At 44.4% G+C, this 15819-nt stretch carries 11 protein-coding genes; all 11 read right to left on the bottom strand.

The genetic code is table 11. The features are described 5' to 3' along the window. Window positions 1-62: 62 nt before the first annotated feature. The 11 genes from CDO33_RS19410 to CDO33_RS19455 all read right to left on the bottom strand — a co-directional run bounded on the left by CDO33_RS19410 (window position 63) and on the right by CDO33_RS19455 (window position 15578). Entirely contained in the window at window positions 63-1856 is a 1794-nt protein-coding gene (locus CDO33_RS19410) for an ABC transporter ATP-binding protein (RefSeq protein WP_103080433.1), read from the bottom strand. Beyond that, complete coding sequence (locus tag CDO33_RS19415; protein ID WP_103080432.1) at window positions 1857-3668, bottom strand: ABC transporter ATP-binding protein; 1812 nt, start codon at window positions 3666-3668, stop codon at window positions 1857-1859. A 528-nt stretch (window positions 3669-4196) separates the two neighbouring features. After that, window positions 4197-4649, bottom strand: a complete 453-nt coding sequence (locus tag CDO33_RS19420; protein ID WP_103080512.1) for an Lrp/AsnC family transcriptional regulator — start codon at window positions 4647-4649, stop codon at window positions 4197-4199. Window positions 4650-4717: 68 nt separating this feature from the next. Then, on the bottom strand, window positions 4718-7264 hold the full coding sequence (locus CDO33_RS19425; protein WP_103080431.1) for a transglutaminase family protein: 2547 nt from the start codon (window positions 7262-7264) through the stop codon (window positions 4718-4720). Between the two features lie 141 nt (window positions 7265-7405). Continuing rightward, window positions 7406-8158, bottom strand: a complete 753-nt coding sequence (locus CDO33_RS19430; protein ID WP_103080430.1) for a copper homeostasis protein CutC — start codon at window positions 8156-8158, stop codon at window positions 7406-7408. Between the two features lie 48 nt (window positions 8159-8206). Next, entirely contained in the window at window positions 8207-8557 is a 351-nt protein-coding gene (locus CDO33_RS19435) for a hypothetical protein (RefSeq protein WP_151898667.1), read from the bottom strand. A gap of 22 nt (window positions 8558-8579) precedes the next feature. Then, on the bottom strand, window positions 8580-9956 hold the full coding sequence (locus tag CDO33_RS19440; RefSeq protein WP_103080428.1) for an aspartate ammonia-lyase: 1377 nt from the start codon (window positions 9954-9956) through the stop codon (window positions 8580-8582). 351 nt (window positions 9957-10307) lie between these two features. Then, window positions 10308-12644, bottom strand: a complete 2337-nt coding sequence (locus tag CDO33_RS19445) for an ATP-dependent DNA helicase (RefSeq protein WP_103080427.1) — start codon at window positions 12642-12644, stop codon at window positions 10308-10310. A gap of 87 nt (window positions 12645-12731) precedes the next feature. Then, the gene (locus CDO33_RS21550) at window positions 12732-12860 is read right to left on the bottom strand and encodes a hypothetical protein (RefSeq protein ID WP_274540078.1); all 129 of its coding nucleotides are present in this window, start codon (window positions 12858-12860) and stop codon (window positions 12732-12734) included. 442 nt (window positions 12861-13302) lie between these two features. Beyond that, window positions 13303-13845 (bottom strand): RNA polymerase sigma factor, encoded by a 543-nt coding sequence (locus CDO33_RS19450; RefSeq protein WP_161496442.1) that lies wholly within the window; start codon window positions 13843-13845, stop codon window positions 13303-13305. A gap of 368 nt (window positions 13846-14213) precedes the next feature. Continuing rightward, a complete protein-coding gene (locus CDO33_RS19455) occupies window positions 14214-15578 on the bottom strand; it encodes an MATE family efflux transporter (RefSeq protein WP_103080425.1) in 1365 nt (454 codons plus the stop codon). Window positions 15579-15819 lie beyond the last annotated feature (241 nt).

Genomic DNA, 15819 nt, shown 5'->3' on the forward strand with positions numbered 1-15819 from the left:
AATCCGGAACCAATAGGAATTGATGGTATTTACTTAAGCGGTACAGGCAGGAGCGTGCCTCCTCACCTGTACCACTGCTCCTGGGCTGCATATAGTCTGGCATATTCCCCGTTGTTTTTCATGAGCTCCTCATGGGTTCCTATTTCGGCAAGCCTTCCTTTTTCCAAGACAACTATACGGTCTGCCAGCTTCACCGAGCCAAGGCGATGGGTCACTATAATTGCGGTCTTATCCCGTGAAATGTTGGCAAACCGGTTGTAAACCTGAGTTTCTTCCAGAGGATCGATGGCTGCAGTAGGTTCGTCCAGCACCACCAAATTATGGGTTCTGAAAAGCCCTCTGGCGATGGCTATCCTCTGCCATTGCCCGCCGGATAAGTCAACCCCGTCAAATTCCCGGGACAGCATTGTATCATATCCGCTGGTAAAGTCGGCGTCATCCTTGCTGAATCCTGACATACCGGCAACCGCATCCAGCTCGGCTTCCGGCGCTGCCTCCCGGTTGATCTGGCTGATGGTTATATTTTCCCTTAAGGTGAGCTGATATTTCTGGAATTTTTGAAAAACTGCGGACATTTTGCCAAAAAGCGATTTCATGGATATGTCCCTGGTATTGATATCGCCATACAGCACATCACCACTGTCCGGCAGGTAAAGTCCTGTAATCAGCCTTATCAGCGTTGACTTGCCCGATCCGTTTTCACCTACAATGGCAATGGTCTCACCTTTCCTTATGGTGAAACTTACATCCTTTATTGCCTGTTCTTCCGCACCCGGATAGGAGAAAGAAACATTTTTCAAATGTATATCGGTGTCTTCCGGGATTTCTACATCCATGCCTTTTCTCTCATCAATGCTGAGAAAATTAATAAAATTCTGAGTCGTGCCCATATTCTGGGCCATATTGCCGATGTGGCGGCACACTATCTCCTCCATGATGCCAAAAAGCATTCCTATAGAGGAAAAGACTGCAGTAAAGGCTCCCACCGTTATCTCTTTTTTCATCATGGCATCAAATAAAAGCCAGAGGACTCCGAAATAGCCTGCCACCGTCACCAACTTCATACCAAGCTCACAGAGGTTTGTCTTCACATCCGCCCTGAACTTCAACCTGTTCATGAGAACCAAGCTGTCACGGTAAAGCTTTTTAAAATAGCTAAAACCACCCAAAAGCCTGGTTTCCTTAAAATACTCCCGGCCTACGATGCAGCTCTCATAATATTCATATTCGCGCCTTATCGGTGCGGATTTATCCTCCAGTTTGGCAAATACCTTGCTTCTGATTAGTTGGGTTAAAGCTGTAGGTATGAACACGATTACAATTGATATAGCCAGTATCGGCTTCAAGCTGAACAGATAAGAAGCCATAAAGGCAAAATACGGCACGTAAAAGGTAAATATCGTCAGGAAAAGAGAAACAAACCATACAGCATTGCTTTTGCCCTGTTCGGCCTTGTTTATATCGTCCAGCATGTTCGTGTCCTCGAAGCATACCGGTGAAATCCTGCTCATCTTGTCGTGTATTCTTTGGGACATCTTGCTGCTTGCTTTTTCCTCATAAATCTCGAACATAAAATTTGTTACGCCATTTAATATCTGGCTTGCCAGATGAACGCCTCCAAGGGCTATGAGAGCAAGTATAACCGATGACAGGCTGTTTTCCTTGCTAACCAAAAGCATGGCACTGTCAAAAAACCTCTGGGTAAATAAAGGGATGGCACCCCATGAAACACTGTGAATTATACCGAGCAATTGCGATATGACAAAAAGGAGCGGTGCGGCAGTAAATGCCATGGGCAAAAGCTTTATAACGACCTTTATGACATTGGGCTTTTTACTTTTTTCCACACTTTTCATCTATGCCGATGCCTCCTCCTCTAATTTATACCAGCTTCTCTGGCTTTCGAACATCCGGGCATACAGGCCGCCTTTTTTCATAAGCGTGCTGTGGCTTCCTTTTTCGACAACCCGGCCTTCATCAATGACCAATATTTCATCGGCAAGCTTTACCGCTCCCAGACGGTGGGTGATGAATATCGTAGACCTTCCGGCGCTTACCCTGCCAAACATTTCATAAACATTGCTTTCGGCTACCGGATCCAGGGATGCTGTCGGTTCATCCAGAATATATACCGGGGCACTGCTGACCAGAGTCCTCGCGATGGCAAGCCGCTGCCATTCACCTCCGGACATGTCAACACCCTTCTCCTTTATTTTCCCCAGGTATGTGTCAATCCCGTTAGGGAGCTTTTCTACAGCTTCGGTCAGCTCAACCGTTTTCAAAGCCTCCCTTACCTTGTCATAATCCATTTTCAGAATGTTACCCAGAGCGACATTGTCTTTTAAGCTGATATAGTACTTGGCAAAATCCTGGTACACCACGCTGAACATGCCCTTTAGCTCTGCAGTGCTGTAATCCCGGATGCTTTTGCCGTTGATGAGTATTTCCCCTTCATAGTTATCATACAACCCGGTGAGCAGCTTGGTCAGGGTGGTTTTTCCCGCACCGTTTACCCCTACAAAGGCATAATGCATTTTAGCTTCCAGCTTCATCGACAGGTTTTTAAGAATATATTTATCCGTACCGGGATATTTAAAGGACACATTTCTGAATTCAATAGAGCGAAATTCAGTCCTTTGTATTTTATCATCAGGAAGGGTAAGAGCATCTTTTGCTTCCGAAAGCTTGCTGAATTCCGTCAGGTCTTTAAGATACTCCCTGTTATTGGCCATTTCCCTTGTGAGAAAAGAAAGCTCCCAGGACATCATCTGCACCAGATCAAAAGTGGCAGTAACCAGTCCCATAAACATTCCTGCCGTTATGGCTCCTGTTCTTAAGGGAGATATCAAAACACCGCATATGAGCACTGAAATCAGTAAAGTTATTATGCTGGCACCCTTCATTTTAACATAGTTTCTTGCCTTGGTTCTCAAATTAATTTTCCGGGCAATCTCATATTTTTCATACCATTTTTTATCTATATCATGTGTATATGAAAACATGCTGCGTTCTTCAACATTCTCCCTATTTGTGATGATGCTTTGGAGGTATCCGGCCCGTCTCTGGTGCTTTGCTGCTTCCTTGTGGGCTTCATATTCAACCTTGCCGCTCTTTAAAGAAATATAGAATAGGGGGACGGAAAAGGCAATTATTATGATAGCTGCCCACCACACCTGTGTTACCAGGATCATGAGAACGGAAATGACTCTGACTATTAAGGCCGCCATCCACAAAAATACATCAAAGCCACCGTATATTCTGCCTGCCGGATCAGCACAAGCTCTGTTTATCAGCTCCCAGGTATCGTTGTTCTCTATATGACGATATTCAAGCTTTGCTCGCTTTTCCACCACAGCGGTCCTGAACTGTTCATTAAGCTTAATAATTAGCTTTTTGTTGCCTAGATCCATAAGAGTCCAGCTTATATTCTGGTAAGCGATGATGGCCATCAAAAAAAGCAAAGGTGAATATATCCTGTCTGCAGCCCCGCCTTTCTTGAATATATCAACTGCAGTGTCCACAAAGCTCGCCGTTGCCAATACCTGCAGTGATGGCAGCAGTGCCGATATTATTTTTTCGGTTATTCGAATAATGGTTAACATGGGTGAAGTTTTAAAGGGAATCAAGATAAAATCAGCAAGCCCATATTTTTTATCCTGTATAGTCATTGGCTCATCTCCTTTGAAATAAAGCTGGCTTCTAAAGAGGGATAAACTTGCATACGATTATTTTACTTTATTGTACCTGAATTGACAATACATCCCAGGCATGTTTTTACTAAACCCTGGTTCCATGACAAAAGCGGTTCCGGTGGCAAATCCGGTTGAACATATGGATTAGCATCTCGTTTGCATCTAGGCTGGTTTTTTCACCGGAGCCACCGCTTGATTTCCAGAAATAAAGTTAAAGCAAAAGCTTTTCTCGAATAAAAAGCCTCCCATAGATAATCTTATGGAAAGCTCTTAAATCAATGATTACTCCTGTTTTTCCGGAATTCTTCCGCAATTTTATCATATTCGACAGCCTTTTGCATTGCCGCCTGAATCTACGGCCAATCCCTCATGCTCACACGAAAAGCGGCCGATAATGCAAAAGGCATCCCTATTTCTCATGTAATTCCACATACCAAGAAGTACAGCAAGCAATGCTAAAATTCCACACCACCGAACCAACGGATGATTTGCCGGCCGGCAGCTTTATTCATGACTCTCACGCTTTATTGCATTGACTCCCCGGGGCGGAACGGGGGTTGAAAAAACGATCTGTGTCTGGGTATGCCCGAATTGCTGAAGCTCGCCAACAAACGCATCCAGTTCCGCCGTACTGGGGAATACGGCCTTGACGAGCATGGAATAGTTTCCGGTGATATAGCTGCATTCAATGACATTGGTGCATTTTCTGATAAACGGATAAAAAACTTCCTTCTCCCCCGGAGGCAGCTTAAGGTTGATAAACGCTGTAATGTGATATCCAAGCTTTCCATAATCAACGGTTGCGGTATAGCCGGTTATCACTTTCATCTTTTCCAAGCGCTCAATGCGCGCAGATACTGCCGGGGCAGACAAAAACAGTTCCTTTGCCAGTTGTTTTACAGGCGCCCTCGCATTCGACTGCAAAAGTGAAATTAATTTCATATCAATTTCATCCAGTTTATCCAAAACATCATCACCTGCTGCCTTACTGAAATTTTTAATGGCTCTCTGTTTTTAACCGTCTTTCATCGGATTGCATTCAATATTTTCAGCAGCAATTCCGCCATGCCGACATTGTACCCGCTGAACGAATATGCGGAGTGCCTGCCGTCTGTGGTTACAAATACAAGCGGAAATTTATCGCTTTCGCTGTTTAAGCTTTTTGCAACCTCCGGAGCATCAGCGGCAAAATCTCCGTAGTACACATCCACATTAAGACCGGTATTCAGCACCTTTCGCAATGTGGCATTGGACAAGGCACTTTCATCCCTTAATATAAAAATCATCCTGCTGTCGGAAGCATTAAATTCATTATAGCACTCCATCAGTTCATTTAAAATATGTTCCGTAGGCTCTTTCCCCTCTTCCAGCCACATTGCCACCACAGGCATATCTCCTGCCAGCTCTTTTAGAGTGCGGCTGGTACCATCCCGGTTAATAAGCCTGAAATCAGGGATTTCAATATTTTCTATCAGCTCTGTTATGCCGGCATCAGGAAGCTCTATCCATACCTCGGCAGTTTTATTCCTCTCTGCAGTGAAGAAGTACTCCCTTGCGCTCAAATTGCCATTGGGAGCCCTATTGGACACTATCAGGCGATATGAGCCTTCCGGGATCTCTACGGTCAGGCAGCCGTCCTTCCATGGTATTGCCGAAAAATCCAAAGTGCGGTATGAACCCTTTTCCAGCATAGCCAAGGTCCAGTTCTGCATGTAATTCCACTGGGTTTTCCCCGAGGAGCGAACCACCAGTTTTGACGCCATATCAGCATTTTCTCCGACAGGAACAAACCTTCCCGCCTGGAGGTATTCGGCAAACAGCGTCACCGGATTTAGCCTTGCAGGCACGCCTGCTGTCCTGCATATAGCCGTAAACAGGATTTTTTTGGACATTTCGCTTCCTTGCTTAACCTGGAGCAAGCCTTCGGGGGATGTATACAATTCGTCATATTCCTGATCTTCCTTTGTGGCAATCTGTTTGGACACAAAGTCCCAGACCAGTTCAGGATTATTCCTAAAATCGGACAAGGTCTTTTCTCCAAAATAACCGGCAATAAATCCTCTGTAGGGAGTCAGCTTTTCAAAGTAAATCCGCGGGCACATCACGTATTTTACCAACAGCTCATCATCATACTCCCCGGCAAATTGCAGGGACCTTTGATAATGCTCCAGTAGAACCTCGCTTTTCAAATCATAGAAGTCCTTTTCCGACAGTGAAATCAGTAATTTTGTGCGCAGGTGCGGATTATCGCCATTCACAGGAGCGCTAAGATACTTGACAACTTCATCAAAATTGCCTCTGGCCTTGCGCAGCGCATCCTTCAGCTCCTCTTTAAAGGGATATTTTTCAACAATCGCCTCTGCTTCCTGCTCCCTGTAGAATGCCGAAATCCTTTCCTCCCTTATCTTATCTGCATAAGCTGTCCTGCGGTTTTTCTCTTCCATCTGCTCCTTTGTAAGCTGCACATTATATCCTTTATCAGCTTTGGGGGCTCTCACCGCGAAATCCCTGGCGCCGGCTTTATTTCCTTCCTCTGGATTAAAAATAATGGTAATGCTGTCGCTGTGTGCGGTATCCACCAGGCATTCTACAAACTGGCCGTCCATTATCACATGCAGATGCATGTCGCCCAGGCCGAGCACCATTTCCACTTCTCCCTTTTCATCGGTTGCTTCCGATACCACCGGATAAAACTCAGACTGGTTTAAAACTTCAAACCTGACAACCGCTCCTGCCACAGGTTTCTCCTGTTCATCCACAATCCTGACTTTAAAAGGCCGGGTGAGAGCATAGTCTTTTGTGCGGTTTATAACATAGGTTTTACCTTTTGTGCTCATCGTTTTTTCACCAGTGATAATGGGCGAAAAGGTCCTATTATGAATGAACATAGCCCTCGTTGCCGGTTCCGTAAACCATCCCCTGTCAAGTACCGGTTCGGGCTCGCAGGCCCCCATGTAATGCCATTTGCCATCGCACCATACCTCGACCCACGCATGGTTGTCATCGCAATGAGACCATCTGGGAGCGTATATCTGCCTTGCGGGCAAACCTACACTGCGCAGGGCTGTTACCGTGAAGGTGGACTCTTCACCGCACCTTCCGCTTCCTGCTCTCCATACTGCGAGGGGAGAAGCTGTCCTGATATCCGTTGACCGGTATGTAACATTCTCAGCGCACCAGTAGTTCACTTCCAGCGCCGCTTCCTCCATCGTCCTGCCGGCTACCCTTTCATAGATGGACTGGTAAAAGAGCTTTCTGCATTTATGGATATCCTCGTTGTTTATACGGTGATATAAAACATAACTAAGGAAGATGTCATCAGGAATGTCTTTACACCAGGAAACATTTTTTCTTAAAAACAAGGCATGCTCAACAAAATCCATATATACCCCAAAATCGTAATCAGCCATATCGCTGACCGGCATGGATGCATAAAGAAACATCATTGCAGTCTGCTGTTCCTCGTCTAAGCTGCTCAGTTGACTTAAAACATCAGCCCGGTATTCCTTCAAAAACGGAGCTATCTTGTCAAATTCCTTCCTGATAAACTGCTTTGTAACATTTGTAAACATAATATCTCCCCTGCCTTCATTAAAATTTATTTATCGGTCGTGCCTGCAAATCTCAGCCAGCAATCAAATTATGTCATGTCTCTTTTATTGGCTGTTTTTTCTTTCAGTGTCCGGTTTTTGCATTTAAATATGGAAAGGTTGTCAGGGCTCATAGCTGCATAAAATATCCCTTACCTTGGCGACCTCCTTCTCATCGGTGCGAAAAATTGTATATTCGCTCAGCATCGGCAGTCCCATGTTTACATCCTTATTTCTGTATATCATGGCACTATCCACCTCCACCTTGCCCGACATGTGAAAAGACTTTGCATTCGTCGCCTTAGCCAGCTCTTTTATATTCGTATACCGTACTCCGCCTCCGACCATAATATCGATCTCATCTCCGGCTTTTTCGACAAGCTGCCGGATCAGATCCTTTCCATCCAAGCAGTTATTCTTTTGCCCGGAGGTTAAAATAGTCCTTATGCCTAAAGCCTTCGCTTCTTCCAGCGTCTGAAACGCATCCCTGCAAACGTCGAAAGCCCGATGCAGAGTAATGCTCATATCTCCTGCAGCAGACACCAGTTCTTTCATCCTGCCGACATCCAGGCTACCGTCCCTTTTGAGAACTCCGATTACCACCCCGTCGGCTCCGTTTCTCCTGAACATTTCCACATCCTTTTTCATTATGGAAAATTCCTCATCGGTATAGCAAAAATCCCCAAAACGAGGCCGTATGAGCACATGTATTTTAATGGAAACCTTTTGACGAACAGCTAAGAACAAATTTATACCCGGCGTAGTACCGCCTATAATCAGATCGCTACATAATTCCAGACGATCAGCTCCGCCCTTTTGGGCTGCCACTGCTGACTCTACTGAATCCACACAGCATTCCAGCATAAAATTCTTCATATTATATCCCATCCCGGTATATGTCAGAAATTTTAATATATAAAACCTTTATTTATGATGTAATAATCCATGTATCATAAAACCAGACTTCTCGCATGTCAGAATAACATATTTTTGTCCGCAGCGCAATCCAAATAAATACGGTAAAGATCCGGCTTTGCCTGCTAAATCTCTACCGTAATTCATTCGTGCTTTTTCCGTCTCCACGCTATAAATTTTCTTTTTGCTTCTATAGTTCGATGCCCATTTATTTATAAAAAACCGGTCATGTAAATATCCTGCCATACATGCCGTCTCAGAACCTAAAGCAATCGGAATCTCATCAACAATCTTTTGCTCTTGAATGGCATTCAGGTTTTCGATACATATTGCGCAATTAATATGTCTTAAGATATTCATATCCAAAGATGAGGATCTTATTTTACGTCATAGCCACAGGGTCCAGAATGTTTTGCAGCTCCTCCCTTTTCATCAATCCTGTTTCCACAACGATATCTTCCACATGTTCTCCGGTTTTTAAAGCCAGTTTTGCAATTTCTGCAGCCTTTTTATATCCTATATACGGACAGAGAGCCGTTGCGATGCCAACGCTTTTCTCCAGCAGCTCACGGCAACGCTCTTCGTTTGCCGTGATTCCCAGGACGCAGTTATCGACAAAGGTTCTGGCTGCATTTCCCAGAGTGGTAATGGATTCGAAAAGGTTGTAAAAGAGGACGGGTTCAAAAGCGTTAAGCTCCATTTGTCCGGCTTCTGCCGCCATCGTAATGGCCATATCGTTTCCGATTATATTGAATGCGACCTGGGAGACCACTTCAGGAATAACCGGGTTAACCTTTCCCGGCATGATGGAAGATCCATTTTGCTTGGCAGGCAGGTTTATTTCTCCGATTCCGGCTTTCGGGCCGCTGGAAAGAAGGCGCAAATCATTGGCGATTTTTGAAAGGCTGACAGCACAGCTCTTCAACGCTCCTGACACAGCTACAAAGCAATCCAGGTTTTGAGTGGCATCAATCAGATCCTCGGCCGATTTCAAATCAAATCCGGTCACCTTTGACAGATTGTCGACAATATTGGCAACATAGTCCGGGTGAGCATTGATGGAAGTGCCTATTGCTGTTCCCCCCATGTTGATGGTCTGCATCTCCTTCGAAGCCTTTTTAAGCCGGTTGATCTCCCTCGCTACCATCGACGCATAGGCATGAAAGGATTGTCCAAGCCGCATGGGAACAGCATCCTGCAGCTGTGTACGTCCTATTTTTACTATGTGTCTAAACTCCACAGCCTTGCTTTTTAAAGCCTCGCACAGCCTTTCCAGCTGGGCAATCGTTTCGGGCAGCATTGACAGCACGGTAAGCTTACCGGCCGTCGGAAACACATCATTGGTGGATTGGGACATGTTTACATGGTCATTGGGATGTACCAGTGAATAATCCCCTTTTTCTCCCCCCAGTATTTCAATGGCCCGGTTGGCAATCACCTCATTGGCATTCATGTTGGTGGAGGTTCCTGCGCCGCCCTGAATCGGGTCTACAATGAACTGATCATGCCATCGGCCGGCAATTATTTCATCACAAGCATCGATAATCGCCCTTGCAACGGGTTTGTCCATAAGCCCTGCATCTCTGTTGGTAATTGCAGCAGCCTTTTTAATTTGCGCCAGGCTGACGATAAATGTATCATTTATAGTTCTTCCTGTGATAGGGAAGTTTTGCTTCGCCCTGAGACTCTGGACGCCATAATAGGCATCGAAAGGCACTTCCAGACTACCGATGGAATCACTTTCTACTCTGGTTCTCATGTCCTATTCCTCACTATTATTTGATGATAATCTCCATAAATGAAAATAGCACACGAAAATTTCTATATAAATAGGAAAGGTCAAATGAGAAATAAAATTTAAAAACCAAAGCCTCACGCTTAAAAAAAGAAAGAATTCCGCCGGTTTTCTTAAAAAAATAAAGTGTTTTTCAAATACGGGGGTTTCTTAACAGTGCTCTTGGCATATTGGACAAGCCTGAAATCAAGTACAGTACAGCAAAACGCTATCAGCCCGTCATTGCCATACCGGGAACTTTAATTACTGCAGCCCTCTTCAATCCCGGATGGTAGCCGGCTGGGCTTTTTCAGGCATGATTGGTGTTCTATCCTTTCACCAGAAGCTTTGCAGCTTTTTTGCCAAATCATCGGCCTTCTTAATCCTCAAACCATGGCACCAGTGCTCCGGGAACAAGTCTCTGTAGTTTCTGTGAGAGAATCTTTCGTCAATTAAAAGAACCATGCCCCTGTCCTTTTCCGAACGGATGACCCGGCCGGCAGCCTGAAGCACTTTGTTCATTCCCGGAAACATATAGGCGTACTCATAGCCCATGGAATTTTGAGCCTGAAAATAATCCATGATGATATCCTGCTCGGTACTGATCTGGGGAAGTCCAACACCCACAATTACGGCACCAATAAGCCTGTCTCCCTTCAAGTCAACACCTTCCGAAAAAATGCCGCCCAAAACGGCAAAACCAATCAAGGTCTTTTCTCCGCCCGGTTTAAACTCCGCCAGAAAAGTTTCCCGCTCTTCCTCCGACATTGAGCTATTCTGGACAAGAGTGGCAACATCGGGGCATCGTGCCGCAAACCTGGTATAAACTTCGTTCAGATATTTGTATGAAGGGAAATATACGATATAATTCCCCGGCTTTTGTTCCACTGCCGACTTTATCATTTCAACAATCCTATCATAACTGCTCTCCCGGTTTTTGAATTTGGTCGATATGCTGTCGGCAATCAAAAGGCAAAGATTGTCCCGTATGAAGGGAGATGGCAGAATCATTGAATAGTCGTCGCTGCCCCCTCCCAGAATATACTGGAAATAACTTATCGGAGTAAGGGTGGCAGAGAAAAAAACCGCAGCTTTTCCCCGCTTTGCCGACTCCCTTAACAGATGGGACGGATCCACGCAGAACAGCTTTACCTTTACTTCGCTTTTTTTAGTTTCTATTAAGGTAACATACCTCTCGTCATAAAACTCAGAAATCCTGATGAAAGCTATGGAATCGAAATAAAGCTCCAGCATCTGCTCAAATCCTTCCGAGCCATGATTCTTTGAAAGCCAATCCTCCGATTCCTTAATGAGTTCCTTTAGCAGCTTGTATAAGTCTTTTAACTCCTCCTGTTTCACAAGAAATCCCTGCTCGCCGCACTCTTTACGCAAGCTGATCATGTATTTATTAATGTCCGACAGCAGCTTTGCTACTTTTGACTGCCTTGATTTCATAATCTTTTTCAATTCCAGGAAGGAAGACTTATAAAGCTCAGCCGAAAACATTTCCCTTGCTCTGTCCACCAGATTGTGAGCCTCATCTATTAGAAAAGCATAGTCCCCTTTATTGTTCAAAAAGAACCTTCGCAAATAAACCCTGGGGTCAAACACATAATTATAATCGCATATAACGCAGTCAGCCCAGAGGGTCAGGTCCAGGGCATATTCAAAAGGGCATATTCTGTGCTTCTCCGAATACTCTTCAATCTTTTCCCTGGTCAGCTCCTCTTCCCGGCTCAATATATCAAATATGGCATCATTCACCCTGTCAAAATGGCCCCTTGCATATTGGCACTGCTCCGGATTGCAGCCGGCTCCTTTACTGAAACATATCTTATCTTTGGCTGTGAGGGTTATGGTCCGAAATTTAAGCCCCCGGCTCCTCATCCTTGAAAATGCCTCTTCAGCCACCTGACGAGTGATGGTCTTTGCAGTAAGATAGAATATTTTTGAGATATGCTCTTCGCCCATAGCCTTAACCGCAGGAAACAGGGTGGAAATGGTTTTTCCGATGCCTGTAGGAGCCTGCGCAAAAAGCTTTTTGCCTTCCTCAATCGTCTTGTATGCGGCAACTGCCAGCTCCCTCTGTCCCTTCCTATAGGAGTCAAAGGGAAATGCCAGTTCCCTGACCGAAGTGTCCCTTTCCCTGCTCCAGTCCCTTGTCAGTCTTGCCCAAACGGCATATTTTCCCACCAGATCATAGAAAAAATCCTTCAGCTCTTCAATGCTGAAAGCCCTCCGGATGCTCTTCCTTTCTTCGGTGTCAATCCGGCAGTATGTCAGCTGAACATTCAGGCTTTCAATATTATTCAAAACGGCGTAAATATACGCATAGCACTTGGCCTGGGCCCAGTGCAGCAAATTATAGTCTTCGTCTATGGTCTCAAGGGGTCTTGTGGTGGTTTTTATCTCGTCAATGACAATGCCATCCTCTTCAGTGATAATTCCATCGGCACGGCCTTCAAGGATTATGGCAAACCCATCAAACTCCACGCCATAGGAAAGGCACACCTCTGCATTATATGCAGCGCCGCCTTCCCTTTGGATTTTTTGATGGGCTTTTGTACCTTCCAGCATTCTGTTGGTACCTACAAACCGGCTGTCTAAGTCTCCTGACCTAAGCACAAATTCCACCAGGTTTCTTATTGATATTCTGATCTCGTTGTTTTCCATAATCCCTACCTGTGCAAAAATTTATTTCAGCTCAAAAAGCAGCCATTCTTTACAATCAGCCGAATTCAAACCAATTCTGTATAAATTTTAATGCTTGTATCTGTTCAGCAATATTACATCTATAAGCACCGGCATGTCAATTATATCATTATGCTTTGTCAGGAACAAGCGTTCGTGCAATATGACAATGTCTGATGTCAGGACAGAAATGGACAAATATGCACCTTCTTAATGTGAGTTCCACAATGAAAGAATATGTGGGTAAGTTAATTTACTTATGGTCATGAAAGAAAAATCTCCTTAAAAATATAAGTTTTCTTAGGAAACGGTGCAGTCTAAAGGCTGCACCGTATTATAGAGCATCAAATGTGAAGCAGAAAAAGGCGCTGCCCAAAATATATATCTTGTTCTAAGACAGCCCATCAAACTAAATTAGCTCGTTGTGCTAGTGGTACTATTACAAAGTAATACAAAAAAATATTGGTTTTAATTCAGCTAATTGAAATGGATGATGTTGTTCCGATTTTGTATCACATCGCAGTTAAGGCACTGGTACGACAGGTTAAATTAATATACAAGCAGTATGCCTTATTCGGTTCTTTTTTCTGTGAATCTGAATAATCATTTCCCGTATGCTTTTATGTCAACAATAGGATCTTTAAAATGCTATATCCGAAAGGCAATCATACCAGTGAATATATTCCTCACCATTAATGGAAATGCGATTGGCATTCGGCAGCTTTTCATCCCAGCGCTGTCCGTACCTTTCAAGCTTCCATACAGGATGACTGTATCTGCGGAAAAGGATTGAGCGTCCCTCTCTGGACATGTAATTCTCGACCAGAATTCGAGGACTATCTTCCCACCTATCCAATACCCTTAAGCACTCAAGGGAAGTCAAAGCATCATCCTCCGCCGGAACATCAAACAGAGCCTTTGATATGTACCATTTGTTGCAGCAATTATTTGCAATACACATTAACCATACTTTAAAGGCATTTGTGTTCCGAAGCTTATTGATGTTCAACCATGCAAGGAGTAAGATTTCCTGCAGCACATCATCCACTTCGGCGGCATCTCCCACTCTGCATGCTACATAACGATGAAGCACAGGATAGTAATATTGAACCAGCTTTCCAAAGCTGTCCAAATCACCATATTTACTTTTTTCAACAGCTTGCCGGCATTCGTCCGCATTCAACTGCATCACCTCCGCACTATTTGAATTGGAAGCGCTTCCGCATATAAAGATGCAAGATTTAAGCAAAAGGTTCGGCATGCATAAAGAAAACATGGAATGATAACATAGATCAGGTTAATTCAGTCAGTCCAAAATAATGATAAATAATAAATTGCAAAAGATGAAAGCTGTATAAGGAGCCTTCGGGATAATTGCCGTTATAATCTTAAGGTGTAAGGAATTAGAAATCAGCCGAAGAGATTCAGCCTAAAACAAGGAATAATAAAACCTCTAATAAAAGTTTGCTGGCATTGATATTTATTTTACGGTCACAGAAATAACACAACCTCCCACAAACATATAGAAATAAGTTTATGGGAGGTTTAATGCTATGCCTCTGCGGTTTTAAACTCTTTTGTGAGCTTTTTGATCCAATCGAAGCGGTTAACCTTTACCACTGCTACGGCGCACTTTAAAATCTGGTCGATCTTCAGGCACAGGTATACCACCCATGTAGGCGCTCCTACCACAAACGCCATGATAAGGGAGAGGGGAATAACCACCAGCCAGACAAAAATGGCATCATTTATCAGTACAAAATGGGTCGAGCCTCCTGCCCTGACAATGCCCGTAAGAGACGACATCTGGTAAGCGGTTCCCACCACTGTTACCGACAACACAGTCATCAGCGCCCGCGCTATTTGTAAGGTTTCATCCGTAAGATCATACAGCAGAAGTATGTAATCCTTCAAAATGAACATCAGCATTCCGGTGCATATGCCTACTCCAAGGAATACAAACTGGAGCTTCTTCGTATAGCGTTTTATCTTGTCTAAGTCTCCTTCACCCACGGTGTTTCCGATTATCACCGCGGAAGCATTGGCAGTTCCGTAGACGCCTACGCTTATCATGGAAAACACATTGTTGGCTATGCTCACAGCAGCTATGGAAGCTGCCCCCAGCCTGCCCACTATGGCTCCCTGGACGGACAGATTTAATCCCCACAGGATGTCTCCCAAAATTACCGGGAAGCCATACCGGAAGAAATCCTTGAGCAAAGTCATGTTATTGTGATACAAATCTATCAGGCGCATCTTTAGCTTATTGTCCACAAATCTCATATATACCACTACTATCACAAATTCGGCGATCCTCGAAGCCAGCGTGGCAATTGCAGCGCCTCGTACTCCCAGCGCCGGAGCTCCCAAGTTTCCAAAAATGAGAACCCAGTTGAGGAACACATTCACTATAAAGGATACTATCGAAAGATATAATCCTATCCTTACCGTTCCGATGCACCTTAAGGATGCGACCAGCACATTGCTTATGCAAAAGAATATGTATGTGAAGCAAATAATCTTTGCGTACTTAACTGCTTCCGCTATCACCTGCCGGTCTTCCGTAAACAAACCCAGCACCTGCTCCGGGAAAAAGAACACCAATACCCAAAGGGTAACGGCAAAAACCGAAACGATTTTCAAAGCGATACCTACTAAAGTTTTCACACTTTTGCTGTCGCCCTTACCCCAGTATTGCGCTCCTAAAACCACCATAGCCGCACCAAATCCGGCAACCAACATCTGCAGCATAACCTGTATCTGATTGCAGAGGTAAACCCCCGAAATGGACATTTCCCCCAGGGATCCAACCATAACATTATCCGCCAGACCCACGGCATAGGAAATTATATTCTGCAGAGCAATAGGAAGAGCCAGAGTAAACAAGCGTTTGTATAAGTCCTTATCTGATACCATTTGCAGACCCTCTTTACATTTAAATTTGAAGACCCTACTTACATTTAATAAAAATATCGGCTCCGGCACAGCTATGCCTCAGTGGAGCCTTCTCCTCCGGAAATAAATTGGGGCAGGGCATAAAATACACCCTGCAACAATAAAGCTTTTCTTTTTAATTATTTCTTTTAATCATTTGCAAATCCTGATGCCGTCCCTTATAACATCGGCTTTATCCCCGGCAGCATGGGCAGCATCCTTA

Source organism: Clostridium thermosuccinogenes, from assembly GCF_002896855.1.
In the GTDB taxonomy this organism is placed as follows: domain Bacteria; phylum Bacillota; class Clostridia; order Acetivibrionales; family DSM-5807; genus Pseudoclostridium; species Pseudoclostridium thermosuccinogenes.